This window comes from Streptomyces sp. NPDC005302 (assembly GCF_040607345.1).
GTDB lineage: Bacteria > Actinomycetota > Actinomycetes > Streptomycetales > Streptomycetaceae > Streptomyces.
This window is the reverse complement of sequence record NZ_JBEXGN010000022.1, coordinates 67,035-90,717: the sequence shown is the minus strand read 5'-3', so window position 1 is coordinate 90,717 and position 23,683 is coordinate 67,035. Positions and strand designations below refer to the sequence as shown.

General features: G+C 72.9%; 26 protein-coding genes. 15 read left to right on the top strand and 11 right to left on the bottom strand.

Annotation, left to right across the window (positions count from 1 at the left end):
* Positions 1-183 precede the first annotated feature (183 nt).
* Positions 184-1,353, top strand: a complete 1,170-nt coding sequence (tuf, locus tag ABZT74_RS27850; RefSeq protein ID WP_356167658.1) for an elongation factor Tu — start codon at positions 184-186, stop codon at positions 1,351-1,353.
* Positions 1,354-1,510: 157 nt separating this feature from the next.
* Positions 1,511-2,356 (top strand): fused MFS/spermidine synthase, encoded by an 846-nt coding sequence (locus ABZT74_RS27845; protein WP_356439038.1) that lies wholly within the window; start codon positions 1,511-1,513, stop codon positions 2,354-2,356.
* On the opposite strand, the gene ABZT74_RS27840 is transcribed toward ABZT74_RS27845, so the two are convergent.
* Both ABZT74_RS27840 and ABZT74_RS27835 read right to left on the bottom strand, forming a co-directional pair.
* Positions 2,318-3,682: an MFS transporter gene (locus tag ABZT74_RS27840; RefSeq protein ID WP_356439035.1), complete on the bottom strand. Its 1,365-nt coding sequence runs from the start codon at positions 3,680-3,682 to the stop codon at positions 2,318-2,320. The genes ABZT74_RS27845 and ABZT74_RS27840 overlap by 39 nt on opposite strands.
* Positions 3,683-3,769: 87 nt before the next feature.
* Positions 3,770-4,843: a hypothetical protein gene (locus tag ABZT74_RS27835; protein ID WP_356439032.1), complete on the bottom strand. Its 1,074-nt coding sequence runs from the start codon at positions 4,841-4,843 to the stop codon at positions 3,770-3,772.
* 216 nt (positions 4,844-5,059) lie between these two features.
* Here ABZT74_RS27835 and ABZT74_RS27830 point away from each other — a divergent pair, with 216 nt between their 5' ends.
* Positions 5,060-5,497, top strand: coding sequence for a DUF4442 domain-containing protein (locus ABZT74_RS27830; protein WP_356439107.1), 438 nt, complete (start codon positions 5,060-5,062; stop codon positions 5,495-5,497).
* Between the two features lie 80 nt (positions 5,498-5,577).
* On the opposite strand, the gene ABZT74_RS27825 is transcribed toward ABZT74_RS27830, so the two are convergent.
* Positions 5,578-6,522 (bottom strand): SDR family oxidoreductase, encoded by a 945-nt coding sequence (locus tag ABZT74_RS27825; RefSeq protein WP_356439029.1) that lies wholly within the window; start codon positions 6,520-6,522, stop codon positions 5,578-5,580.
* A gap of 434 nt (positions 6,523-6,956) precedes the next feature.
* Here ABZT74_RS27825 and ABZT74_RS27820 point away from each other — a divergent pair, with 434 nt between their 5' ends.
* Together ABZT74_RS27820 and ABZT74_RS27815 are read left to right on the top strand one after the other, a co-directional pair.
* The gene (locus ABZT74_RS27820) at positions 6,957-9,425 is read left to right on the top strand and encodes a beta-glucosidase (RefSeq protein ID WP_356439025.1); all 2,469 of its coding nucleotides are present in this window, start codon (positions 6,957-6,959) and stop codon (positions 9,423-9,425) included.
* Between the two features lie 230 nt (positions 9,426-9,655).
* Entirely contained in the window at positions 9,656-10,306 is a 651-nt protein-coding gene (locus ABZT74_RS27815) for a DedA family protein (RefSeq protein ID WP_356167676.1), read from the top strand.
* Between the two features lie 19 nt (positions 10,307-10,325).
* On the opposite strand, the gene ABZT74_RS27810 is transcribed toward ABZT74_RS27815, so the two are convergent.
* Positions 10,326-10,856 carry a gamma carbonic anhydrase family protein gene (locus tag ABZT74_RS27810; RefSeq protein ID WP_356439022.1) on the bottom strand — a complete coding sequence of 177 codons (531 nt, stop codon included), beginning with the start codon at positions 10,854-10,856 and terminating at the stop codon, positions 10,326-10,328.
* A gap of 153 nt (positions 10,857-11,009) precedes the next feature.
* On the opposite strand from ABZT74_RS27810, the gene ABZT74_RS27805 reads away from it, so the two are divergent.
* Positions 11,010-11,828 (top strand): acyltransferase, encoded by an 819-nt coding sequence (locus ABZT74_RS27805; RefSeq protein WP_356167682.1) that lies wholly within the window; start codon positions 11,010-11,012, stop codon positions 11,826-11,828.
* A 26-nt stretch (positions 11,829-11,854) separates the two neighbouring features.
* Here the strand turns inward: ABZT74_RS27805 and ABZT74_RS27800 are convergent, their stop codons facing one another.
* Positions 11,855-12,712 carry a DMT family transporter gene (locus ABZT74_RS27800; RefSeq protein WP_356439019.1) on the bottom strand — a complete coding sequence of 286 codons (858 nt, stop codon included), beginning with the start codon at positions 12,710-12,712 and terminating at the stop codon, positions 11,855-11,857.
* Positions 12,713-12,804: 92 nt separating this feature from the next.
* Between ABZT74_RS27800 and ABZT74_RS27795 the strand changes: the two genes are divergently transcribed.
* Together ABZT74_RS27795 and ABZT74_RS27790 are read left to right on the top strand one after the other, a co-directional pair.
* A complete protein-coding gene (locus ABZT74_RS27795; RefSeq protein ID WP_355867230.1) occupies positions 12,805-13,377 on the top strand; it encodes an XRE family transcriptional regulator in 573 nt (190 codons plus the stop codon).
* Between the two features lie 79 nt (positions 13,378-13,456).
* Positions 13,457-14,014, top strand: coding sequence for a YbaK/EbsC family protein (locus ABZT74_RS27790; protein WP_356439016.1), 558 nt, complete (start codon positions 13,457-13,459; stop codon positions 14,012-14,014).
* 95 nt (positions 14,015-14,109) lie between these two features.
* Here the strand turns inward: ABZT74_RS27790 and ABZT74_RS27785 are convergent, their stop codons facing one another.
* Positions 14,110-15,087, bottom strand: coding sequence for a cation diffusion facilitator family transporter (locus tag ABZT74_RS27785; RefSeq protein WP_356439104.1), 978 nt, complete (start codon positions 15,085-15,087; stop codon positions 14,110-14,112).
* Here ABZT74_RS27785 and ABZT74_RS27780 point away from each other — a divergent pair.
* Complete coding sequence (locus ABZT74_RS27780; RefSeq protein WP_356439110.1) at positions 15,070-15,375, top strand: hypothetical protein; 306 nt, start codon at positions 15,070-15,072, stop codon at positions 15,373-15,375. The genes ABZT74_RS27785 and ABZT74_RS27780 overlap by 18 nt on opposite strands.
* Positions 15,372-15,731 (top strand): metalloregulator ArsR/SmtB family transcription factor, encoded by a 360-nt coding sequence (locus ABZT74_RS27775; RefSeq protein ID WP_356167691.1) that lies wholly within the window; start codon positions 15,372-15,374, stop codon positions 15,729-15,731. Before ABZT74_RS27780 ends, ABZT74_RS27775 begins: the two co-directional genes overlap by 4 nt.
* Positions 15,732-15,752: 21 nt before the next feature.
* On the opposite strand, the gene ppk2 is transcribed toward ABZT74_RS27775, so the two are convergent.
* Genes ppk2 through ABZT74_RS27760 form a run of 3 tightly spaced genes read right to left on the bottom strand, consistent with a single transcriptional unit; the run spans position 15,753 to position 18,138 of the window.
* Entirely contained in the window at positions 15,753-16,658 is a 906-nt protein-coding gene (gene ppk2, locus ABZT74_RS27770; RefSeq protein WP_355867221.1) for a polyphosphate kinase 2, read from the bottom strand.
* Positions 16,659-16,715: 57 nt separating this feature from the next.
* Positions 16,716-16,964, bottom strand: a complete 249-nt coding sequence (locus ABZT74_RS27765) for a hypothetical protein (RefSeq protein WP_356439012.1) — start codon at positions 16,962-16,964, stop codon at positions 16,716-16,718.
* 19 nt (positions 16,965-16,983) lie between these two features.
* Positions 16,984-18,138 carry an inorganic phosphate transporter gene (locus tag ABZT74_RS27760; protein ID WP_356439009.1) on the bottom strand — a complete coding sequence of 385 codons (1,155 nt, stop codon included), beginning with the start codon at positions 18,136-18,138 and terminating at the stop codon, positions 16,984-16,986.
* 178 nt (positions 18,139-18,316) lie between these two features.
* Between ABZT74_RS27760 and ABZT74_RS27755 the strand changes: the two genes are divergently transcribed.
* Entirely contained in the window at positions 18,317-19,165 is an 849-nt protein-coding gene (locus tag ABZT74_RS27755) for an alpha/beta hydrolase (protein ID WP_356439006.1), read from the top strand.
* A 55-nt stretch (positions 19,166-19,220) separates the two neighbouring features.
* Here the strand turns inward: ABZT74_RS27755 and ABZT74_RS27750 are convergent, their stop codons facing one another.
* Together ABZT74_RS27750 and ABZT74_RS27745 are read right to left on the bottom strand one after the other, a co-directional pair.
* Positions 19,221-19,661 carry a GNAT family N-acetyltransferase gene (locus ABZT74_RS27750; RefSeq protein WP_356439003.1) on the bottom strand — a complete coding sequence of 147 codons (441 nt, stop codon included), beginning with the start codon at positions 19,659-19,661 and terminating at the stop codon, positions 19,221-19,223.
* A gap of 91 nt (positions 19,662-19,752) precedes the next feature.
* Positions 19,753-20,160 (bottom strand): CoA-binding protein, encoded by a 408-nt coding sequence (locus tag ABZT74_RS27745; RefSeq protein WP_356439000.1) that lies wholly within the window; start codon positions 20,158-20,160, stop codon positions 19,753-19,755.
* 246 nt (positions 20,161-20,406) lie between these two features.
* On the opposite strand from ABZT74_RS27745, the gene ABZT74_RS27740 reads away from it, so the two are divergent.
* From ABZT74_RS27740 to ABZT74_RS27725, 4 genes are all read left to right on the top strand, one after another.
* Positions 20,407-21,138: a hypothetical protein gene (locus ABZT74_RS27740; RefSeq protein ID WP_356438997.1), complete on the top strand. Its 732-nt coding sequence runs from the start codon at positions 20,407-20,409 to the stop codon at positions 21,136-21,138.
* The gene (locus tag ABZT74_RS27735; protein WP_356438994.1) at positions 21,135-21,677 is read left to right on the top strand and encodes a histidine phosphatase family protein; all 543 of its coding nucleotides are present in this window, start codon (positions 21,135-21,137) and stop codon (positions 21,675-21,677) included. The genes ABZT74_RS27740 and ABZT74_RS27735 overlap by 4 nt, the downstream gene beginning before the upstream one ends.
* A 101-nt stretch (positions 21,678-21,778) precedes the next feature.
* Positions 21,779-22,405: a YigZ family protein gene (locus ABZT74_RS27730; RefSeq protein WP_356438991.1), complete on the top strand. Its 627-nt coding sequence runs from the start codon at positions 21,779-21,781 to the stop codon at positions 22,403-22,405.
* A gap of 107 nt (positions 22,406-22,512) precedes the next feature.
* A complete protein-coding gene (locus ABZT74_RS27725; RefSeq protein ID WP_356438988.1) occupies positions 22,513-23,676 on the top strand; it encodes an exonuclease SbcCD subunit D in 1,164 nt (387 codons plus the stop codon).
* The last annotated feature ends 7 nt before the right edge of the window (positions 23,677-23,683 follow it).

Here is a 23,683-nt window from a genome sequence, read left to right as displayed (position 1 = left end):
GCCGAAGGCTGCCGTCCCGTTCATCGCGGCAGCCGTCGACGGCGCCCGAAGCTGACCCTTCCCGGATCGTCCGGCGGACCCCGCAGGGGGAGGGTCGGCAACTCCTGGGGGTCCCCGCTCCGGCCGATTCACGCCGGGGCCATCACTCAGCTCCGCTGACACTGAAGGCTTCGAGGTACAGCCATGCCCAAGACGGCTTACGTGCGCACCAAACCGCACCTGAACATCGGCACCATGGGTCACGTCGACCACGGCAAGACCACACTGACCGCCGCCATCACCAAGGTGCTCGCCGAGCGCGGCACCGGCACCTTCGTCCCGTTCGACCGCATCGACCGTGCCCCGGAGGAGGCCGCCCGCGGCATCACCATCAACATCGCGCACGTCGAGTACGAGACCGACACCCGGCACTACGCGCACGTGGACATGCCGGGCCACGCCGACTACGTCAAGAACATGGTCACCGGCGCGGCCCAGCTCGACGGGGCGATCCTCGTCGTGTCCGCGCTCGACGGGATCATGCCGCAGACCGCCGAACACGTGCTGCTCGCCCGGCAGGTGGGCGTCGACCACATCGTCGTGGCCCTCAACAAGGCCGACGCCGGTGACGAGGAGCTCACCGACCTCGTGGAGCTGGAGGTCCGCGAGCTGCTCTCCGCGCAGGGGTACGGCGGCGACACGGTCCCCGTCGTACGGGTGTCCGGCCTCAAGGCCCTTGAGGGGGACCCGCGTTGGACCGCGGCGATCGACGCGCTGCTCGACGCGGTGGACACCTACGTGCCGATGCCCGAGCGCTATCTCGACGCGCCGTTCCTCATGCCCGTCGAGAACGTGCTCACCATCACCGGACGCGGAACGGTCGTCACCGGTGCCGTGGAGCGCGGCACGATCCGCGTCGGTGACCGCGTCGAGGTGCTCGGCGCCGGCGTCGACACGGTCGTCACCGGCCTGGAGACCTTCGGCAAGCCCATGGAGGAGGCGCAGGCCGGCGACAACGTGGCGCTGCTGCTGCGCGGGGTGCCCCGCGACGCGGTCCGCCGCGGGCACATCGCCGCCGCTCCCGGCAGCGTCGTCCCGAGCCGTCGCTTCACGGCGCGGGTGTACGTGCTGTCGGCCCGCGAGGGCGGCCGTACGACCGCTGTCGCCACGGGGTACCGGCCGCAGTTCTACATCCGCACCGCGGACGTGGTCGGCGACGTCGACCTCGGCGAGCGGGCCGTGGCGCGGCCCGGTGACACCGTCACCATGGCGGTCGAGCTCGGGCGCGACGTCCCGCTGGAGCCGGGGCTCGGTTTCGCGATCCGCGAGGGCGGCCGGACGGTCGGCGCCGGAACGGTGACGTCGATCGGCTGACCGCCCCGGCCGGCCCATGGCGGTGCACCCGTGTCGTCGCCCCACAGGGTGACGACACGGGTCCCCGCCCGCACGGACGGGGACCGGGCACCGCGCCCGGACTCCGCTGCCGGGCTCCCGGGGCGGCGCGACCGGCGGCAGGCCGCACAATGGAGCCGTGGACGAGCCGATACCCGTGACGCGGGCCGTGGATCACGGGACCGCGAAGCTGATGCCCGACGTGGACCGCGAACGCGCGTGGCTGCTCACCGTGGACGGCGCACCCCAGTCGTACGTGGACCTCGACGAGCCGACGCACCTGGAGTTCGAGTACACGCGTCGCCTCGGGCACGTACTGGACACGGTGGCGGAGCCGGGACGGGCACTGGACGTCCTGCACCTCGGTGGCGGGGCGTTCACCCTGCCCCGGTACGTCGCTGCCACCCGGCCCGGTTCACGGCAGGACGTGGTGGAGGCGGACCTGGGCCTGCTCGCGCTGATCGGCGAGCACCTGCCGCTGCCGTCCGGCACCGGCGTCACCCTGCACGGCGCCGACGCCCGGCAGTGGCTCGAAGCGGCGGCCCCCGGCTCCGTGGACATCCTGATCGCCGACGTCTTCGGCGGCTCGCGCATCCCGGCCCATCTGACGTCCACCGCCTACGCGTACGCCGCGGAACGGGCCCTGCGCCCGGACGGCGTCTACCTCGCCAACCTCGCGGACGCGGCGCCCTTCGCCTTCCTCCGCTCCCAACTCGCCACGTTCTCGACGGTGTTCGAGGAGATCGCCCTCATCGCCGAACCCGGGGTGCTGCGCGGGCGGCGCTTCGGGAACGCCGTGCTCGTGGCCTCCCACCGGCCCCTCGACACCGCGGCCCTGGCCCGCCGTACCGCCGCCGACGCCTTCCCGGCGCGCGTCGAACACGGTGCCGCGCTCAGGCGCTTCGTCGCCGGAGCCGCGCCCGTCGGGGACGAGGACGCGGTCCCGTCACCCGAGCCGCCCGGCGGATCCTTCGGCATCGGCTGACGACAGCGCTCCGCCGGACAGCTGGGCTGCCTCCGCGGCGAGCAGCGGGACACCGTCGGCGGGGGACACCGGCGTCCGCTGGGCCACCTGCCGGGTCCGGCGCGTCAGGTTCCGTACGTCCGGCACGCACAGCACCGCCGCCGTGACCACCACGACCAGCACGGAGCAGCCCCACAGCGCGGACGTGCGGCCGAAGGCCTGCTCGGCGGGGCCCGCGAGCGCGGTGGCCAGCGGGACCATCGCGACCGAACCGAACCAGTCGTACGCCGACACCCGGGAGAGCTTCTCCTCGGGGATCTCCTGGTGCAGGGCGGTCATCCACGACACACCGAACACCTCTATCGCCAGCCCGCTGACGAACATCACCGCGTACAGGGGACCCACCGGGACGGGGACCGCCAGCGCGGCCGCGGGTGCCGCGAGCGGGAAGACGCACAGGGTGCCGGCGAGCAGCAGCCGGCGGGGCTTCCAGCGGGTCATGAGGAGGGCACCGACGACGGTTCCGGCGCCGAACGCGCCGAGGGCCAGTCCCCAGGGCCCCGGGCCGCCGAGACTGTCCCGGGCGACCAGCGGACCGTAGACCGCGTCCGCGGCGCCGACGACCGCGACGACCACGGAGAACTGCGCGACGATCGTCCACAGCCAGGGGCGGCCGACGAACTCGTGCCAGCCGTCGCGGAGATCGGCCAGCAGGCCGCCGCCGGGTTCGCGCGGCGGTATGTGGCCGACGTCGAGGAACGAGCGCAGCGCGCCGGCGACGGCGAACGCCACGGCGTCCACGGCGAGCACCCAGCCCGGCCCGATCACGGCCACCAGCGCTCCGCCGAGGGCCGCTCCGCCGAGGCCGGCGCCCTGCATAGCCATCCGGAACACCGCGAACGCGCGGCCGGCCTGTTCGCCGTCGACCGAGGACATCAGCATGCCCTCGGCGGCGGGGCCGAAGAACGCCTGTCCGGTGCCGCCGAGCGCGGACAGCAGCATCATCTGCCACAGCTGTGCGTGACCGCCGAGGACCAGCAGGGCGAAGGCGCCCTGCGAGACGCAGTTGAGGACGTTGGCGGCGACCATCACCCGATGCCGCGGCAGCCGGTCCGCGATCGCCCCGCCGATGAGCAGGAACAGGACCAGCGGCAACGTCCGTGCCGCCGCGACCAGACCGACGTCGCCGCCGTCGCCGCCGGTGTCGAGCACCGCGAACGCCGACGCGATGAGGGCGCCCTGGCTGCCCAGGTTGGTGACGACCGCGGCGGCGGTCAGCAGGGTGTAGTTCCGTCCCGCCCAGGAGGGGCGTCGGGCGCGGCGGGGGAGGGGGGCGGCTGAGGTCACTCCGAGACTATCGCCGCCTGTCGCCCGACTTGCCAAACCGATTGCACCCGCGTCGAGCAAACGCCCCGCCGGGACGAACCCCGGCCCTCAGGAGTCGGTCGGGGTGCCGTGCAGCCGTACCGTGCTGAGGATCTTCCGCACGGTCGCGTCGGGGACCTCCTCCTTGACGCCCTTGGCGCCGTAGAGCGTCCATGACACGAAGTCGCCCGCCGAGTTCTTGAAGGCGAAGGTGGTCGCCTTGCCGTCGGAGTCGCACTTGCCCTTCTTCGGGACTCCCACGGAGTACGTCGTCGCGACGCTGCCCTTGATGCCCGACGCCGTGGTGTACGTCTCGGGCTTGCCGACCTTCAGCAGCTTCTTCGAGGACTCCTTCTGGTCGGTGTACCCGCCGAAGACCCATACCGCGGCGTCGTTGCGCGCCACGTCGGCGGTGTCCTTGGCGCCGCTCTGGCCCTTGGTGCCCGCGGCGGCCAGCGACGTGTCACTGTCTCGGCCGTCCTTGTCGTCGTCGGACGTGCACCACTTCTCCTTGAGGAAGGCGGGTGCGGACATCCCGATGAACGGGGAGCCGTCGCCCTTCTTGTCGTCCTCGAAGCCGATGAAGGTGCCGGGCGTCTCGACCTTCCAGTCCGCCGGAACGTCGAAGGCGGTGCCCCACTTCGGGTTCACCACGACCTTCCAGCCGGCGACCGTAGCCTTCTCCTCGTCGCCGCCGCGCGGGTCGTCGTCGCTCCCGCTGACGCTCGCGCTCGGCGACGTCGAGGCGGACGCCTTGGGCGACTTGGACGCGTCACCGCCCGCGTTGTCGTCCTTGTCACCGCCGCCCAGGACGAGGAACGCGGTGACCCCGGCGGCGATCACCACGGCGGAGGCCGCGACGATCGCGGTGACCTTGGTCTTGTTGCCGCCGCCCCCGCCCCCGCTGCCGCTGCCGCTGCCGCCGGTCGCCCGGGGTCCGCCGAGCGGTTCGGTCGGAGCCCCCCACTGCGGCATGCCCTGCTGCGGTCCGTACGGGCCGGGCTGCTGCTGCCCCGGCTGCGGGCCCGGCTGCTGATAGCCGGGTTGCTGGTAGGGATTCGGCTGCTGGTACCCCGGCTGCTGGTACGGGTTCTGGTCCTGCGGGTTCTGCTCGCCCCCGGGCGGCTGCTGTCCTGGCCACATGGCCGGTAACGATAGAGGGGCCGGAGACCCGAGTGCCATGGCGGTCCCCGAAAGGGCCGTGCCGTCACGGTACTTGCCCCCTTTGGTCCCGGCTTGCGACCGGCGGCGGGCTCTCGGGGCCGGCGCGGTCGGCCGGTCGGCCGGCACGGGGCGCGGTCGGCGGGCTGGTCAATGTTTGCTACCCATGGGTAACATCGAGCTATGAGCGCAGACCAGATGACGATCGGCGAGATGCTCGCCGCGACCGTGCCGATGGCCCGGACCCTGAACCTCGACTTCGTCGAGACCTCTCCGGAGAAGGCCGTCGTGGCGCTCCCGGACCAGGGCGACTTCCACAACCACGTCGGCGGACCGCACGCCGGCGCCATGTTCACGCTGGGGGAGTCGGCCAGCGGGGCGATCGTCCTCGCCGCCTTCGGGGACCAGCTCTCGCGCGCCGTGCCGCTCGCCGTGAGCGCCGAGATCGCGTACAGGAAGCTGGCGATGGGTCCCGTCACCGCCACCGCGACGCTCGGCCGGCCCGCCGCCGAGGTGGTGGCCGAACTCGACGCCGGTGAGCGTCCCGAGTTCCCGGTCGCCATCGAGATCCGGCGCGGCGACGGCGCCGTGACCGGCGAGATGACCGTCGTGTGGACGCTGCGTCCCAACGGCTGAGCCGCATCGTCCGCACCGGGCCCTGATCGGGGAGTACGACCCGATCGGGGCCCGCGGTCGTTCCCGGCCCCCGCCGGTGCTCAGACCGTGGGGCCGGCCCCGGCCGTGGCCGCCGGCAGGGCGACCCCGGTGAGCCGTTCGGCCTCGGCCCACAGGCGGGCGTTGGTCCCGGGGTCGAGTGCCCGGCGGGTTACACGGGCCTTGGCCGTCGGGCCGACGAGTCCGAACCGCCCGCCCGGGCCGTAGTAGCCGCCGGCCACCGCGTCGGGGCTGGTGGCCGCGTGGAGGAGCGGCTCGGTGCCCTGTTCGACCTGTTGCTTGGGCAGGAAGTCCAGCGCGTTGAGCAGGGACCGCTTCGGCTTGTCCCGCCCGAGGCTCGCGCCCGCCGTCTGGAGGTTGGTGACGGTGTACCCGGGGTGCGCCCCGGTGCTCAGCAGGTTCCAGCCGCGCTCGGCGGCGATGGCCGCGAGCTGCCGGGTCAGGATCAGGTCGGCCAGCTTCGACTGGGCGTAGGACAGGTTGGCGCTGTAGCGGCGGCGCTCCCACTGGAGGTCCGAGAAGTCGATCCGCCCGTAGGTGGCCGTGCCGCTGCTCATCGTGGCGACCCGCGGGGCGCCCGCGGCGAGCAGGGCCGGCAGCAGCCGCACGGTGAGCGCGAACGGGCCGAGGAAGTTGCTGCCCATCTGGAGCTCGAACCCGTCCGCCGTGGCCATCCGGGTCGGCGGCGCCATCACCCCCGCGTTGTTGACCAGCAGGTCGAGCGGGGTGCCGTCGGCCAGGATCCCGTCCGCGAACTCCTCGACCGTCGCCAGGTCGGCGAGATCGACGCGGCGCACGTCGAGCCGGGCCTGTGGGTGGCGGGCGAGGATCTCGGCGCGGGCCTGCTCGCCCTTGGCGACCGTACGGACGGCCATGATCACGTGCGCTCCGGCGGCGGCGAGCCGCCGGGTCGCCTCCCTGCCGGTGCCGCTGTTGGCCCCGGTGACCACGACGAGCTTCCCGGTCCGGTCCGGCACGGTGTACATGAGAACTCCCTCGGCGATTCAAGAGACCAACGGTCTCTTCTGTCTTCCGAACGTAGCAGACCGCTGGCCTGATAACAATAGACCGGGGGTCTGTAGTCGGGGGCCCGCGTGCACCCTCCGGTGCGCCTGTCGTGAGGCGCGCCCGCCGTGAGGCGCGCGCCCTCGGCGAGAAGCGGCGTGCGGAGCGCGACCGTGCCATCCGCGACGTCCGGCTGACCGCACTCCTTCGGTTCTTGTTCGAGTCATCGCTGTTTCTGTTCACTTCATTGACACGAGTCACCTCGGGTCATAGTTTTCGCGCCGTACCCACGGTGTCTGACGGCCGGTCAAGTCGCTTGCACGCACGCCGCGTTCAAGGCCCGAACGTGACGGCCGCCGGCACCCGGACACGCGGACCACGACGACGTGCCCGCGCACCGAAGGAGTGACGGCTCATGTCCCACACCTTTTCCCGGCGATCGGCCCTGCGACTGGTCGGCGGCGCCGTCGCGGTCGCCGCGGCGGCCACCTCTCCCGGCTTCGCGCCCAGCGCCCACGCGGCATCCGGACCGGACGCCGGCCAGCGCGTCGAGGGCCTGATCCGCAGACTCACGCTCGACGAGAAGATCTCCCTCCTGCACGGCGCGGCCGACCCGCAGTCGCTCGGCCAGGCCGGCTTCGTCCCCGGAGTCCCCCGCCTCGGCATCCCCTCCCTGCGTCTCGCCGACGGCCCGGCGGGCGTCCGTGTCACCCGTCACGCGACGGCCCTGCCCGCCCCCGTGCTGCTGGCCTCCGCCTTCGACCCGGCACTGGCCCGCCGTTACGGCCAGGTCATCGGACGCGAAGGACGCGCCCTCGGCCAGGACGTCCTGCTCTCCCCGATGGTCAACCTCATCCGGGCCCCGTACGCGGGCCGCAACTTCGAGACCTTCAGCGAGGACCCGCTGCTCGCCGCGGACCTGGTCGCCGCCGAGATCCGCGGCATCCAGGGCGAGGGACTCATCGCCACCGTCAAGCACTTCGCCCTGAACAACCAGGAGAAGGACCGTCAGTCCGTCGACGTCGTCGTGGACGAACAGACCCTGCACGAGGTCGAACTCCGCGGCTTCGAGGCCGCCGTCGACGCGGGCACCGGCGCGGTCATGGGCGCCTACAACAAGGTCGACGGCACCTACGCCTGCGAGAGCCGGCCGCTCCTGACCGGCGTCCTGCGCGATCAGTGGGGTTTCGACGGCTGGGTGATGACCGACTGGTTCGCCGCCCACAGCACCGCCGCCGCGATCACCGCGGGCCTCGACATGGAGATGCCCGACGGCACCTACTTCGGCGAGGCACTGAAGGCCGCGGTCCGCAACGGCAGCGTGGCCGAGACGTACGTGGACCGCGCCGTGCGCCGGATCCTCGGGGTGATGGACCGCTTCGGCCTGCTCGACGGGAGCGCACCGGCCCGCCCGGCCCGCGACGCGAAGGCGGGCGCGGCCGTGGCCCTGGAGGTCGCCACGGCGGGAGCGACCCTGCTCCGCAACGAGCACCACGCGCTGCCGCTCACCGGCGCCGCCGCACGCGACATCGCCGTCGTCGGGCCCACCGGCATGCTGCCCTTCGTCAGTGGGGGCGGCAGCGCGCACGTGGTGCCCGACCACGCCGACAGCCCGCTCGACGCCATCCGCGCCCGCGCCGGACGCGGCGCCCATGTCTCCTACTCGCTGGGCGAGGACCTGTTCGGCAAGGCCGTCCCCACGAGCGCGGTGAGCCCCGGGCTCACCACCGAGGAACAGACCGTCCCCGCAGGACAGGCGTGGTCCTACGAGGGGACGCTCACCGTCGCCGGGACAGACGAGTGGACGCTCGTCATCCACTACTCGGGCGAACGGCCCAAGGTCCTCCTCGACGGGCAGGACCTCTTCCCCGTGGCGCCCGGCTACGGCGAGTACTTCTCCGGCGGCCTGGTCTCCGCCGCGCCGGACGGACTGGCGGTGCGGCGCGCGACCCTGACCCTCGCGCGGGGAGCCCATCCGCTCCGGATCACCGCGAACGGCGGGACCGCGGGACAGGTCTTCCGGCTGCGCCGGATCACCGGCGCGACCCGCGCCCAGGACGTCGCCGATGCACTCCGCGCGGCCCGGGCAGCCCACAGCGTCGTCCTGTTCGCCTACGAGGACGCCACCGAGGGCCTGGACCGCACAACCATCGCCCTCCCCGGGCACCAGGAACACCTCATCGAGGCGGTGTCGGCGGCGAACCCGCGCACCACCGTCGTCCTCAACACCTCGTCCTCCACGTCCATGCCCTGGCTGCGCCGCACCGCGGCCGTGCTGCAGATGTACTACCCGGGCCAGGAGGGCGCCGCCGCCACCACCGCCGTCCTGTTCGGCGACAGCGATCCCGGGGGCCGGCTCACCCAGTCCTTCGCCGTCGACGACGACCACCACCCCGTGGCCGGGGACCCCCGCCGCTACCCGGGTGTCGACGGCGAGGAGGAGTACTCCGAAGGCATCCACGCCGGGTACCGCTGGTACGACGCCGAGGGCGTGCGCCCGCTCTTCCCGTTCGGCCACGGACTCTCGTACACCTCCTTCACCTACGACGACGTCCGCGTCCGGCAGGACCGGGAAGGACTGCGGGTCGAGTTCACGGTGCGCAACAGCGGGCGGCGCGACGGCATCGAGGTCGCGCAGGTCTACGTCGGGCCCTCGCCCCGGATCGAACTCGACCAGGCGGTACGGGCGTTGGGCGGCTATCAGCGGCTCGCGCTGCGCGCGGGGGAGCGGCGCCGGGTCACCGTGCGGGTCGCGGCACGCACCCTCTCCTCCTGGGACGCGACGAAGCACGGCTGGGTGCTCGGAACCGGGCGCCGGACCGTCTGGGTCGGGGCGTCCTCGCGCGACCTGCGGCTCAGGACCACCGCGGAGGTGCGTGCCTGATCCGGAGCCGGAGCTCCACGGGGCCGGTCCCGCGGCCCGGCGGCCCGTCCCTCCTGCGCCGCCCCTGCCCCGCACCGACGGGCGGGGGCGGCTGCCGGGCCGCACGACGGGACCCGGCCGTGAGCGACCAGGTAGGCTTCCGGGCGGGCGCTCCGGGGGAATCGCGCGCCGGGTGACCGAGCGAGACGCAGCCGCCCGGGTCAGGCACAGCTCAACGGGAGGAACCGGCGTTGCACGTCCAGGAATGGCTCGAGACGGTGCCCGCGGTCAGTATCTACGCGCTCGTGGCCCTGGTCATCGGCGTGGAGAGCCTGGGCATCCCGTTGCCCGGAGAGATCGTCCTCGTCTCGGCGGCGCTGCTCTCCTCGCAGCACGCCGGCATCAACCCCGTCATCCTCGGAGCCTGTGCCAGCCTCGGGGCCATCGTCGGCGACTCCATCGGGTACGCGATCGGCCGCAAGGGCGGGCGCCCACTGCTCGCCTGGCTCGGCGCGAAGTTCCCCCGGCACTTCAGCGAGGGCCATGTGGCCACCGCCGAGCGGTCGTTCCAGAAGTGGGGCATGTGGGCCGTCTTCTTCGGCCGCTTCATCGCCCTGCTGCGGATCTTCGCGGGCCCGCTCGCGGGTGTGCTGCACATGCCGTACTGGAAGTTCCTGATCGCCAACGTCCTCGGCGGCATCGTCTGGGCGGGCGGCACCACCGCCGTCATCTACTACGTCGGTGTCGTCGCCGAGTCCTGGCTGAAGCGCTTCTCCTGGCTCGGCCTGCTCGCGGCGGTACTGATCGGTCTCGGCTCGATGCTGATCGTCCGCCGCAGGGCGAACAAGGCGTCCGCGGAGCACGGGGCGGCGGAGCCGGAGCCCGTCCCCGCCGCCGACTAGCGGATCCCCCGGGGACCGCCTACTCGTGGATCCCGCGGTGCGCCTTGGCCAGCTCCACGTAGAGCGTGCCGTTCAGGGTGATGCCCTCGCGCTCCTCGTCGGTCAGCAGGCGCCTGATCTTGGCGGGCACTCCCGCGACGAGCGAGCCCGGCGGGACCTGCATCCCCTGCGGCACCAGTGCCTGCGCGGCGACGAGTGAACCGGCCCCGATCACGGCTCCGTTGAGCACCGTGGCGCCCATGCCGATCAGGCAGTCGTCCTCGACGGTCGCGCCGTGCAGCACGGCGTTGTGCCCGATGGAGACCCGCTCCCCGACGGTGATGGGGAATCCGGGGTCGACATGGAGGCTGCAGTTGTCCTGCACGTTGCTGTCCGCGCCGATGACGATCGGTCCGCAGTCGGCCCGCAGCACCGCGCCGTACCAGGCGCTCGCGCCCGCGTGCAGCGTGACGTCCCCGATGACCACCGCGGTGGGCGCCACGAACGCCTCCCCGTCGACCTGCGGGTCCTTGCCGCCGATTCCCTTGATCAGCGCCTGCTGAGTCGTCACCGTGTCACCGTCTCGTCGTCTCGTCGGTTGTCGTCGCGCGGCGCGTGGCACCGGCCGCACCGGCACCGTATGCCATGGCCGGCGCCTCCGGTGGGGTGAAGATCACAGCGGTGCGACGGCGCCCGCGTACCCCGCGCTGAGTACCGTGAGCGGGTGCCCAGGAGCAAGAACACGTTCTCATCATGGCGGCGACGTCTCGCGCAGCGCGTCGTGCACGCGGGCTGGGCCCGGGTGCAGCGCGCGGGTGCGGTCACGGCCGAACACCCGGGACGCTTCCGCTTCGGCGCCATCGGGCCGAACACCCGCCTCGCCTTCCCGCTCGGCACGGTCTTCGGGGAACCCTGGATCCATCTGGGCTCGCACTGCATCGTCGCCGAACAGGTCACGCTGACCGCGGGTCTGATGCCGGACCTCGACCTCGGACCCGACCCGATCCTGCGCGTCGGCGACGGCGTCGTCCTCGGCCGCGGCAGCCACGTCATCGCCGACACGACCGTCACGATCGGCAGCGACTGCTACTTCGGGCCCTACGTCTACGTCACCTCCACGAACCACTCGTACGACGATCCGCACCAGCCCATCGGCCGGCAGTGGCCCCGGATGGAGCCCGTGGAGATCGGCCCCGGCTGCTGGATCGGGACCGGGGCGGTGATCCTGCCGGGTGCGCGGATCGGCAGGAACGTCGTGGTGGCGGCCGGCGCGGTCGTACGGGGCACGGTGCCCGACCATTCCGTGGTCGCCGGAGCGCCCGCACGCGTCGTCCGGCGCTGGGACCCGGTGGCCGGGTGGCAGCCGCCGCTGCGGACCCCGCCGCCGGTGCCGATCCCCGACGGGGTGACCCCGGACCAGCTGTCGGCGCTCTCGGGGCTCGACGAGGAGACGGCCGCGCGCCTCGCCGCACTGGACCCCGACACGGCGGAGGTGTCCGGGGAGGTACCCGCGCAGACCGGGGACGTCCGAGCCGAGTCCTGAACCGCTCGGTCCACCCCGGCCCGCGGTCAGCCCGTCGCCAGCAGAACCGTGCCGACCAGGGCGAGCCCCGCTCCGGCGGCCTGCACGGCACGCAGCCGTTCACGCAGGAGGCCGCGCGCGGCCAGCGCCGTGACCACCGGGTAGAGCGAGGCGAGGACGGCGGCGACGGTGACCGGGCCGTGCTGGGCGGCCACCGAGTACGTGCCGTTGGCCGCGACGTCCGCGAGGCCGACGAAGGCGAGAGCGGGCACGGACGCCCAGGGGAAACCGCCCTCGGGAAGGGCGGACGCCCCGCGCCGCACGGATACGGCGAGTGCCGCGCCGCCGGTGACGACGTTCGTCACGCGCTGCACGAACAGGGCCAGGAACAGCCCGGTGACCGACGAGGACGCCTCCGCGATGAGCGCGAACACCGTGCCGAACCCGGCGGCCGCGATCAGCGTGAGGAGGATCGCCTGCCGCTGCACCGGCGCGCCGCGCAGCTGGGGTCCGCCCGCGAGCACGACCCCCGACACGGCGACCGCGATGCCGGCGACCTGGAGCAGCCCGGGACGCTCGCCGAGGAAGAGGCCCACGCCGATCGGGACGGCGACGGCCAGCGAGCCCAGCGGGGAGACCACCCCCATCGGGCCGAGCGCGAGCGCCTTGTAGAAGGAGAGCAGCGCGACCGGACCGACCAGGCCCGCCGCGAACGCGAACCACAGCTGCGGCCCCGCCGCGCTCCAGGCGCCGGTGACCAGCACGATCGTGCCGAGCACCACCGCCGCGATCGACTGGGAGACGACCACCACCGTCAGAGCGGGCGTGCGGCGGGTCAGCAGGCCTCCCCCGAAGTCCGCCAGACCCCACAGGAGGCTGGTGGCCAGGGCGAAGAGTGCTGTCACGGGGGCCTCGCAGTACAGTTCGGTGAACGATCAGGTGCACCACACGATAGTTCACCTGTTTGAACTCTGTCATTCAAAATATTGGACGGAATGTGTCGGATCTCGACCTGCTGACTCAGTCCCTGGGGCGCAACGTCAAACGCTGGCGCGCCGAGCGCGGCTTCACCCTGGAAGCGCTCGCCGCCCGCGCCGGAGTCAGTCGCGGCATGCTCATCCAGATCGAGCAGGCCAGGACCAACCCCAGCCTCGGTACCGTCGTGAAGATCGGCGACGCGCTCGGCGTCAGCATCACCACCCTGCTCGACTACGAACAGGGACCCCGTGTCCGGATCGTCCCCGCCGAACAGGCCGTACGCCTGTGGCACACCGACGCGGGCAGCTACAACCGGCTGCTGGCCGGGACCGAGGCGCCCGGCCCGCTGGAGATGTGGGACTGGCGGCTCATGCCGGGCGACGGCAGCCCCTCCGATCCGCACCCCGCCGGCACCGTCGAACTCGTGCACGTCCTCGCGGGCGAGATGACGCTGACCGTGGACGGAGTCGAACACCGCGTCCCCGAGGGCGCGAGCGCGTCCTTCGAGGCCAACACGCCCCACGTCTACGCCAACAAGGGCGAGGTCCCGGTCGACATGGTGATGGCCGTGTCGGTCCCGCTGGTGCACTGAGCGGCCGGGCGCGACCCGTCCCCGTTCGCTGGGCGGACACTCCCGCGAACCCGGTTCGTAGGGCTGTTAGCGTGCCGTCATGCGCGCACCGATCGGACACTTCGACCACGCCGTCCCCGCCCCCGACTGCCTGGACGAACTCAACGGCCCCGTCGCCGACGCCGTACGCGGCTGGCGTGGAGCCACCCCCGCCGAGCGGATCGTGCACGTCGACACGAACCCCGAATGGGCCGACACCGCCACCTTCGTCGAGCACTACGGCAAGGAACTGCTCGACCGGTCCGCCAACTGTGTGGTCGTCGCCGGCAAGCGCGGCGGTGAGACGACCCTCGCCGCGTGTGTCGTGCTGTCCGCCACTCGCGTCGACGTCAACGGCGTCGTGCGCCGCCAACTCGGAGCCCGCAAGGCCTCGTTCGCGCCGATGGACACGGCGACCGGTGAGACCGGCATGGAGTACGGCGGTATCACCCCCATCGGACTCCCCGCCGACTGGCCGGTGCTGGTGGACTCGGCCGTCGTCGCGCTGCCGTACGTGCTCGTGGGCAGTGGCCTCCGGCGCGGCAAACTCCTCGTGCCGGGAGCGGCGTTCGCGGAACTGCCGAACGCCGTGGTGCTGGAAGGGCTTGGCCTCGCCTGACCCGTCCGCCGGGGGAGCGGAACCTTCTGGTTCCGGAAGGCTGTGTGCGGGGGAGGCGGTTGCCGTGGCAGCCGCCACGCCCCACCGGCGCTCGTTCAGGCGGTGACGTGATGCGCCAGCCTCCCGTGCGGGTCCTCCTCGCCGGGCAGCGGCGCCGGGTCGGCGTGGACGAGGGCGGCGGTCAGCCCCGGCACCGCGTGCAGCAGGGCGTGCTCGGCCTCGACGGCGATGGCGTGGGCCCGGCGTACGGTCACCTCGCCGTCCACCACCACGGCCACCTCCGCGCGCAGCCGGTGGCCGATCCAGCGCAGCCGCAGTTCGCCCACGTCCCGCACGCCCGCGACGTCCCGCAGCGCACGCTCGGCACGGTCCACCAGCTCCGGGTCCACGGCGTCCATCACGCGTCGGAAGACCTCGCGGGCCGCGTCCCGCAGCACCACCAGGATGGCCACCGTGATCGCCAACCCCAGCAGCGGGTCGGCGAGTTGCCAGCCGAGGGCCGAGCCGCCCGCGCCCGCCAGCACCGCCAGCGAGGTGAACGCGTCGGTACGGGCGTGGAGTCCGTCCGCCACCAGTGCCGCCGAGCCGATCTCGCGGCCGACGCGGATCCGGTGCCGGGCGACCCACTCGTTCCCGGCGAAGCCGATGAGCGCGGCGGCCGCCACCACCGGAAGGTGCCGCACGGGGTGCGGATCGAGCAGGCGGCCGGCCGCCGTCCACGCCGCGAAACCCGCGGACGCGGCGATCGTCAGCAGGATCGCGACGCCCGCGAGATCCTCGGCCCGTCCGTAGCCGTAGGTGAACCGCCGGGTCGCCGCGCGACGGCCCAGCACGAACGCGATCCCGAGCGGTACGGCCGTCAGCGCGTCGGCCGCGTTGTGCACGGTGTCGCCCAGCAGGGCGACCGACCCCGACAGCACCACAACCACCGCCTGCGCCAGGGCTGTTGTGCCGAGGACGGCCAGTGACACCCACAGCGCGCGCATGCCCCGCGCAGAGGACTCCAGAGCGGCGTCGACGCGGTCGGCCGTGTCGTGGGAGTGCGGGGTTAGCCGATGGCGGAGCCGGCCGATCGGCCCGGGGGGCCGGTCGCCCGCCGGGTGACGGTGGCCGGTGTGTTCGTGATCGCCGTGCGGGTGGGCGTGGCCGGTCCGGTCCTGATCGCCGTGTGCGTGCCGGTGCTCGGTCCGGACGTGCTCGCCCGGCGGACGACCGTGATGACCGTCGTCGCCGTGCGCCTCGTGTTCACGGTGGTGGTCGTGGTGTCCGTCCTCGTGATGGTGCCGTTCGTGCACGGGCGTCCCCTTCCGCTGCGCGGGAGTGGACGCGCGGACGCCCACGCCGCCATTATGTGCGTATGAGCGCACGCATGCACCTGTCACCTGCGCACGATGCGCACCCGCGCAGCCCCGGCGAGGAACAGTTCGCGCTCGCCGCCGAACTCCTCGCCCTGCTCGGCGACCGCACCCGTCTGACGCTGCTGCACGCGCTGGCCGACGGTGAGGCGGACGTCACCACGCTGACCGAGGGCTGCGGGGCCGCCCGTCCGGCCGTCAGCCAGCACCTGGCCCGGCTCCGCCTCGCCGGACTGGTGAACACGCGCAAGGACGGCCGCAGGGTGATCTACTCGCTCGGCGACGGTCATCTGCGCCGGGTGGTCGACGAGGCGCTGAGCCTGGCCGACCACCGGCTGTCCGACCGTCCGGCGCACGACTGAGTCCACGCGCGCGCCCGGCACTCAGGGCGTCGCGGCACCGTCGAGGGGCACCGTGTCGTCCTCGCCCTCCTCCATCAGGTTCGCCGCCGCGCCCACGATGCTCGGGTCGGGCAGACCGACGACCTCCTCGTCCTTGTCCGCGTAGGCGAACCGGGCCAGCACACTGCGCATGGCGTCGACGCGGGCCCGCTTCTTGTCGTTGCTCTTCACCACGGTCCAGGGCGCCTGTTCGGTGTCCGTCTCGCGGAACATGGCGACCTTGGCCGCCGTGTAGTCGTCCCAGCGGTCCAGCGAGGCCAGGTCCATGGGACTGAGCTTCCACTGCCGCACCGGGTCGACCTGGCGGATCGTGAAACGGGTGCGCTGCTCGCCCTGCGAGACCGAGAACCAGAACTTGATCAGGTCCACTCCGTCGTCGACGAGCATCCGCTCGAACGCGGGCGCCTGCCGCATGAAGCGCCGGTACTCGTCGTCGCCGCAGAAGCCCATCACCCGCTCCACACCGGCCCGGTTGTACCAGGACCGGTCGAACATCACGATCTCGCCCGCCGTCGGCAGATGCTCGACGTACCGCTGGAAGTACCACTGACCGCGCTCCCGCTCGGTGGGCTTCTCCAGGGCCACGACGCGGGCGCCGCGCGGGTTGAGGTGCTCGGTGAAGCGCTTGATCGTGCCGCCCTTGCCGGCCGCGTCACGCCCCTCGAAGACGATGACGAGCCGCCGTCCCGTCTCCTTGATCCAGCTCTGCAGCTTCAGCAGTTCTATCTGCTGGAGCCGCTTGTGCCACTCGTACTCCTTGCGCTCCATGCGCTGTTCGTACGGGTAGTTCTCCCGCCACGTGTCGACCGTGCTGCCGTCCGGCCGGATCAGTACCGGGTCGTCGTGGTCGGTGTAGTCGACCCGCATGCCTGCCAGCAGTTCCGTCATCCGGCCCTCCCCTTCTCGTACCGCGTGTTCCCCGTCCACCGCGTTCTTCCCGCCGCGTCAGTGGAACTGCGGCACGATCAGATAGATCCCGTACGCCACCACGGCCGCGCAGGCCAGGAAGCAGAGCCCGGCCTGGGTGATCCCCAGGGCGCCGGCGCCGGGGGAGCCCGTGCCGGTGTCGCCTTCGCGAGCGGCCTCGACCCGGGCGAGCCCGAGCACGCCGAGGGCGAAGACGACGACCACGGCCACGGTGACTCCCGTGCTCACCGCGGCGACCTCGCCGAGTGCGGTCCAGTCGAGATGCATGTCCGGAACTCTCCCTGACTCAGGCGGCCGAGCCGACGCCGGCCGGCGAGGCTGTACGGACGGAGACCTGGTGGTGGTCGTTGACGTTCGAGGCGTGCACCGGGTTGCGGCGCGAGGCGGCGACGATGAACGACGCGACGGCCACCGCGACGAGCGCGATCACCACGGTGCCGACGGTCCCGCCGTGCTTCACCACGCTCGCCGACACACCGCCGACCAGCGCGGCGGCCGGCAGGGTCACCAGCCAGGCGACCGCCATCCGTCCCGCGGTGCCCCAGCGCACCTCGGCCAGCCGCCTGCCCAGCCCGGCGCCGAGAATGCCTCCCGAGCAGACCTGGGTGGTGGACAGCGCGAAGCCGAGGTGGGCCGAGGTGAGGATCACGGTCGTGGACGCCGCCTCGGCCGCGAAGCCCTGGGGCGACTGGATGTCCGTGAGTCCCTTGCCCATCGTCCGGATGATCCGCCAGCCGCCGATGTAGGTGCCGAGCCCGATCGCCAGGCCCGCCGACGCGATGACCCAGACCGGCGGGCCGGCGTCGTGGCCGAGCGCGCCCGCCGAGATCAGCGTCAGCGTGATGACGCCCATCGTCTTCTGCGCGTCGTTCGTTCCGTGCGCCAGCGACACCAGCGAGGCCGAGGCGATCTGGCCGAGCCGGAAGCCCCTGGTCACCGATTTCTCGCGGGCCCGGGCGGTGATCCGGTACGCCAGGTAGGTGGCCAGCAGCGCGGCGACGCCCGCCACGACCGGCGAGGCCACCGCCGGGAGCAGGATCTTCTCGACCACCTTGTCGAAGTGGACGCCCTTCGCACCCGCGCCGACCCATACGGCGCCGATGAGCCCGCCGAACAGGGCGTGCGAGGAACTGGACGGCAGCCCGAGCAGCCACGTCAGCAGGTTCCAGAGGATCGCCCCGACCAGACCCGCGAAGATCATGCCCGGGGTGACGAGGGTGTCGTCGACGATCCCGCCGGAGATCGTCTTGGCGACCTCGGTGGACAGGAACGCGCCGCCGACGTTCAGAACACCGCTGATGAGGACGGCAGTTCTGGGTTTGAGGGCACCGGTGGCGATGGACGTGGCCATCGCGTTCGCCGTGTCGTGGAATCCGTTGGTGAAATCGAAGGCCAGAGCCGTGACGATGACGACCGCCACGAGGAACGTGATGTGGTCCATCCCTCGATGGAAGCAATCGGAGGCGTACGCCGGGAGAACCTGAGGCAAAGCGCACGCATGGCCGAGTCGAGATGGACGTGTGTTCACGGCGTATCGGACGGATCCACGCGTGCGGGCTTCGCTGATGGACCGTCAAAACGCTTGCCCGCCGCCGGACGCGGTGATCAGGATGACGGCCATGCCGACCTTCGCCGCACCCGACGGAACCCGACTCGCCCATCACAGCAGGGGCGAGGGCGCGCCGCTGCTCTGCCTGCCGGGCGGACCGATGCGTGCCTCCGCCTACCTCGGTGACCTCGGAGGGCTAGCGCGGCACCGCCGGCTGTGCCTGCTCGATCTGCGGGGCACCGGCACCTCGGACCGTCCGGCCGACCCGGCGACCTACCGCTGCGACCGGCAGGTCGACGACGTGGAGGCGTTCCGCGGGCACCTCGGGCTCGACCGGGTCGATCTGCTCGCCCACTCGGCGGGCGGCGACCTGGCCCTCCTGTACGCCGTCCGGTACCCCGAGCGGGTCCGCTCCCTCACCCTCGTCACCGCCCGGGCGCGGGTGCTCGGGGTCGACTTCACGCCGGAGCACCGGGCGGAGGGTGCGGCGCTCCGCTCGGAGGAGCGGTGGTTCGAGGGCGCGCACGAGGCGTACGGGCGGATCTGGGCGGGCACCGCGAGCGATGCCGACTTCGACGCGGCCACCCCGTTCTTCTACGGCCGTTGGGACACGGCCGCACGCGCGCACGCGGCGACCGACGTGCACCAGACCAACGAGGACGCCGCCGACCGCTACGCGACGCCGGAAGCCTTCCGGCCCGCCGTCGCCCGCTCGGTGGTCGCCGCCTGGGACGTGCGGGTGCTGCTCGTGTCGGGGGCCCTGGACAGCGGTCCGCTGCCGCGCGTGGCGGCGGCCGTCGCGGACCTCTTCGCGCAAGCCGAGCAGGCCGTCCTGCCGGGGGCCGGGCACTTCCCGTGGCTCGACGATCCGCGGCTCTTCTCGGACACGGTCGCGAGGTTCCTCGACAGCCAGGAGTGAGCGGAACGGCTCCCCGGTCCCACCGCGGGAGGCGGGCGAAGGAGCTGAGCCGGCCCTAGGCCAGGCGTAGATCGACCCATTCCGCCGTCTCGCCCGGCAGGACGTAGCGATCGATCTCCACGAACCCGTGGTGCCGGGCGAAGCGCAGCCCTGCCTCGTTGGCCGCGAGGACGACCGTCTCGACCGTCTCGGCGCCCAGCTCCCGGGCCTGGTCCAGGCCGCGCGCGTACAGCTCCTCGCCGAAGCCCCGTCCGCGGTGCGCGGCCAGCACGCGCGCGATGACGGTCGCCGTCCCGCCGTCCTCGGCCGGCGGACGCACGGTCGTACAGCCCACCAGGACGTCACCGAGGTAGGCGACCTCCAGACGGTTGCGCCGGACCCGCTCGCGCACGTCGTCGAGCGACAGGGCCGCGGGCGGGACGATCACGTTGTGGACGTGCTGCCAGTCCGTGAGACGGGCTTCGTCGGCGGGCTTCTCGATACGAAGGAGGGGCACCGGAGCAGGAAAGCCGCGCGGGCCGTCCGGCGTCAACCGCGTTTCCGCGTACGGCCGTTCGCACGGCCCGGGGGCGGTCGTGCCGGCCGGATCAGCCGAGACGCGGGATCTCGATCGCGGGGCAGCGGTCCATGACCATGGCGAGCCCGGCGGCGCGCGTCCGCTCGTAGGCTCCGTCGTCGACCACACCGAGCTGGAACCACACGCCCTTGGCCCCGGTCGTGACGGCCTCGTCCGCGACCGGACCGGCCAGCCCGCTGTTGACGAAGACGTCGACGACGTCGACCTCGAACGGGATGTCCGCCAGCGAGGCGTACCCCTTCTCCCCGTGGACCGTCTCGGCCTTCGGGTGCACCGGCACGATCCGCTTGCCGAAACGCTGGAGGACGTCGGCGACGCCGTAGGCCGCGCGGTGCTGGTTCGAGGAGAGCCCGACGATGGCCCAGGTGTCGCCCAGCTCGGTGAGGATCTTGCGGATCGTTGCCTGGTCGCCGTACACGTTCGGCCTCCTCGTGGGTCCCTGCCATGAGTGCTCGGCCGTCCGGCCGCTCACCAGCCACAACGGCTCGCGGCACGCGGTGATTCCCGTCCGTTCCCAGCGGCTCGCGGTCGCGGTCGCCGGGACGCCGGAGAAGCCGGGGAACGTGGGGCGGCCCGGCACCGGAAGGCCCCGCGACCGGGAGCGGCTGTCCGGAACGGCTCCCACCTCCCCGCGCCCGGCCGCCCACCGGCCTAGGCTCAGCCCGTGCTCCGTATCCTCGACGCCCGTACGGGCGAACTCATCGACGCCGCCCGCGCCCGCCGCGGCCTGGTCCGGGTCCACGCGCGCGTGGACACGTTCGACGCCACAGCGCTGCGGGTGCTGGTCTGCGCCGACGTCCTGGTACGGACCCTGGAGGTCGGCAGCAACCCCGTGTGGGCGACCCTGACCTCGGCGGAGGACCCTGCCGACGCGAACAGGCTGAGGGAGAGCGCGGCCGGACTCGGCATCAGGCCCTTCGAGGAGCACCACGACGCCGGGACGGGACCCGCGGCGACACAGACCATCGAGGTGCGCGCCGCGGGCGGTACCCCGACGGACGCCGTCCCGTTCGAGGTGGCGCCGGTCGACAACGGCGGCGGCCCGGTTCCCGATCCCGCGGACCCCACCGCGCTGCGGCTGGCGCTGCTCGCGCCGCGCAGGGACCGGGCCCTGCGTCTCGACGAGGCGACCCTGGCGGACGCCGAGGGCACGCTCAAGCGCTGGCGCGCCGCTGTCGCCGGATGGGCCACCCGGCCGTCCAAGGCCGTCCCCGAGGACGTACGCCTGCGGCTGCGCACCGCCTGGGAGGACGACCTGGACATCCCCGCCGTGCTGGACGTGCTGCGGTGGATGGAGACGTCGGACGTCGCGGAGGGCGCCCGCTTCGAGTCCTTCGCCTACGCCGACCGGCTGCTCGGCCTCGAACTCACCCGCGAGATCGGTACGGCGTGGTGAGCCGGCGCGCCGCGGCCGGCCCGCGACGCAGACTCGTCGTACTGCGGCACGCCAAGTCCGCCTATCCCGCCGGAGTCCCCGACCACGAGCGCCCCCTCGCGCCGCGCGGCCTGCGGGACGCGCCCGCCGCCGGCCGCGCCCTGGCCGACGCCGACTGGATCCCCGATCTCGCGCTCTGCTCCACCGCCGTACGCGCCCGGCGGACCTGGGAGCTCGCGGCCGATCAGTGGGGCACGCCGCCGCCGGTACGGGTCGACGAACGGCTGTACGCGGCGGACGTACCCGAGCTGCTCGACGTGGTGCGCGACGTCCCCGAACACGTACGGACGTTGCTGCTGATCGGACACAACCCCGGACTGGAGGAGCTGATCCTCACGCTCGCCGGGGACGGATTCGACGACACGCTGGACCAGGTCCGCACGAAGTACCCGACGTCGGCCGTCGCGGTCCTCGTCTGGCACGGCGCGGGCTGGCACGAACTGGCGCCCGGCACGGCGCTGCTGACGGACGTCGCCGTGCCACGCGGCAAGAAGGCCTGATCCGGCGGGCCGGCCGTCGCCGGGTGGCCCCGGCCCCGCCGGCCCGGGTCGGGAGGGCACCGCCGTCGGGCACGCGTGCGTACAGCGCATACGCTGGGACGATGCAGGACGAGTACCGCACCGTGGCCCGCGCGGGTGTGCACGAGACCGAGATCAACCGCTCCCGTTTCCTGTGCGCCCTCGCCCCGGCCGCCACCGAGCGGGAGGCCCAGGACTTCATCGCCGCCGTCCGCAAGCGGCACGCCGACGCGAGCCACAACTGCTCCGCGTACGTCATCGGGGCCGACGCGGCCGTGCAGAAGGCGAGCGACGACGGCGAACCGGGCGGCACGGCCGGCGTCCCCATGCTCCAGATGCTGCTGCGCCGCGACATGCGGTACGTCGTCGCCGTCGTCACCCGCTACTACGGCGGGGTCAAGCTCGGCGCCGGCGGACTGATCAGGGCGTACGGCGGTTCGGTGGGCGAGGCGCTGGACGAGCTGGGCACCATCACCCGCCGCCGGTTCCGGCTGGCGACCGTCACCGTCGACCACCAGCGGGCCGGCAAGGTGGAGAACGATCTGCGCTCCACCGGACGCGAGGTGCGTGATGTTCGTTACGGCGAGGCGGTCACCATCGAGATCGGGCTGCCGGACGCCGACGTGGACGCCTTCCGCTCCTGGCTGGCCGACGCGACAGCGGGGACAGCCGGGTTCGAGCTGGGCGGGGAGGCCTACGGCGACGTATGACGGTCGGGCGAACGGGATGAAACGGTCAACTCCGGTGACGGCCATGACGGGCTGATACGGGAGTAACCGCCCGTGATGTCAGACCCGGCCGTTACCCTTCGGGGATCATGAGGCTCCTGCACACTTCCGACTGGCATCTGGGCCGGGCGTTCCACCGGGTGAACATGCTCGACGCCCAGGCCGAGTTCATCGGCCATCTCGTCGGCACCGCGCGCGAGCGCGAGGTGGACGCGGTGGTCGTCTCGGGAGACGTGTACGACCGTGCCGTCCCGCCGCTCGCCGCCGTCCAGCTCTTCGACGACGCCCTGCACCGGCTGGCCGGCCTGGGCGTGCCCACGGTGATGATCTCCGGCAACCACGACTCCGCGCGGCGCCTCGGCGTCGGGGCCGGCCTCATCGACCGGGCGGGCATCCACCTGCGCACCGACGCCGCGGCCTGCGGCACCCCCGTGGTGCTCGCCGACCGTCACGGCGACGTCGCCTTCTACGGCCTGCCCTACCTGGAACCGGCCCTGGTGAAGGACGAGTTCGGCGTGGAGAAGCCGGGTCACGAAGCCGTGCTGGCCGCTGCCATGGACCGGGTCCGCGCCGATCTCGCCACGCGCGCCCCGGGCACCCGCTCCGTCGTCCTCGCCCACGCCTTCGTCACCGGCGGCGCGGTGAGCGACAGCGAGCGGGACATCACCGTCGGAGGGGTCGACTCCGTGCCCGCCGGGGTCTTCGACGGCGTCGACTACGCCGCCCTCGGCCATCTGCACGGCAGCCAGACCATCGGCGAGCGCGTGCGCTACTCGGGCTCCCCCCTGCCGTACTCCTTCTCGGAGGCCGACCACCGCAAGACCATGTGGCTGGTGGACCTCGGGCCCGACGGCTCCCTGGACGCGGAGCGGATCGACTGCCCCGTGCCCCGCGCCCTCGCCCGTGTCCGCGGTCACCTGGAGGATCTGCTCGCCGACCCCGGCCTCGCGCGCCACGAGGACGCCTGGGTCGAGGCCACCCTCACGGACCCGGTGCGGCCCGCCGACCCGATGGCCCGGCTCACCGAGCGCTTCCCGCACACGCTCAGCCTCGTCTTCGACCCCGAGCGCGCCCCACAGGACCCCGACGTCTCGTACGCCCGCCGGCTGGCCGGCCGCAGCGAGCAGGAGATCGCCGAGGACTTCGTCGCCCACGTGCGCGGCGCGGGCCCCGACCCCAGCGAACAGGCCGTGCTGCGGGACGCGTTCGACGCCGTCCGCGCCGACGAGACCGTACGGGAGACCGCCCGGTGACACCCCG

Excerpts from the sequence above, each read along its gene's own strand:
- ppk2 (WP_355867221.1), bottom strand. The coding sequence starts at position 16,658 with ATGACGGAACTGCTGGCAGGCATGCGGGTCGACTACACCGACCACGAC.
- ABZT74_RS27820 (WP_356439025.1), top strand. The coding sequence starts at position 6,957 with ATGTCCCACACCTTTTCCCGGCGATCGGCCCTGCGACTGGTCGGCGGC.
- tuf (WP_356167658.1), top strand. The coding sequence starts at position 184 with ATGCCCAAGACGGCTTACGTGCGCACCAAACCGCACCTGAACATCGGC.
- ABZT74_RS27765 (WP_356439012.1), bottom strand. The coding sequence starts at position 16,964 with ATGCATCTCGACTGGACCGCACTCGGCGAGGTCGCCGCGGTGAGCACG.
- ABZT74_RS27825 (WP_356439029.1), bottom strand. The coding sequence starts at position 6,522 with ATGTACACCGTGCCGGACCGGACCGGGAAGCTCGTCGTGGTCACCGGG.
- ABZT74_RS27730 (WP_356438991.1), top strand. The coding sequence starts at position 21,779 with ATGCAGGACGAGTACCGCACCGTGGCCCGCGCGGGTGTGCACGAGACC.
- ABZT74_RS27775 (WP_356167691.1), top strand. The coding sequence starts at position 15,372 with ATGAGCGCACGCATGCACCTGTCACCTGCGCACGATGCGCACCCGCGC.
- ABZT74_RS27755 (WP_356439006.1), top strand. The coding sequence starts at position 18,317 with ATGCCGACCTTCGCCGCACCCGACGGAACCCGACTCGCCCATCACAGC.
- ABZT74_RS27760 (WP_356439009.1), bottom strand. The coding sequence starts at position 18,138 with ATGGACCACATCACGTTCCTCGTGGCGGTCGTCATCGTCACGGCTCTG.
- ABZT74_RS27830 (WP_356439107.1), top strand. The coding sequence starts at position 5,060 with ATGACGATCGGCGAGATGCTCGCCGCGACCGTGCCGATGGCCCGGACC.
- ABZT74_RS27725 (WP_356438988.1), top strand. The coding sequence starts at position 22,513 with ATGAGGCTCCTGCACACTTCCGACTGGCATCTGGGCCGGGCGTTCCAC.
- ABZT74_RS27780 (WP_356439110.1), top strand. The coding sequence starts at position 15,070 with ATGGCGGAGCCGGCCGATCGGCCCGGGGGGCCGGTCGCCCGCCGGGTG.
- ABZT74_RS27835 (WP_356439032.1), bottom strand. The coding sequence starts at position 4,843 with ATGTGGCCAGGACAGCAGCCGCCCGGGGGCGAGCAGAACCCGCAGGAC.
- ABZT74_RS27790 (WP_356439016.1), top strand. The coding sequence starts at position 13,457 with ATGCGCGCACCGATCGGACACTTCGACCACGCCGTCCCCGCCCCCGAC.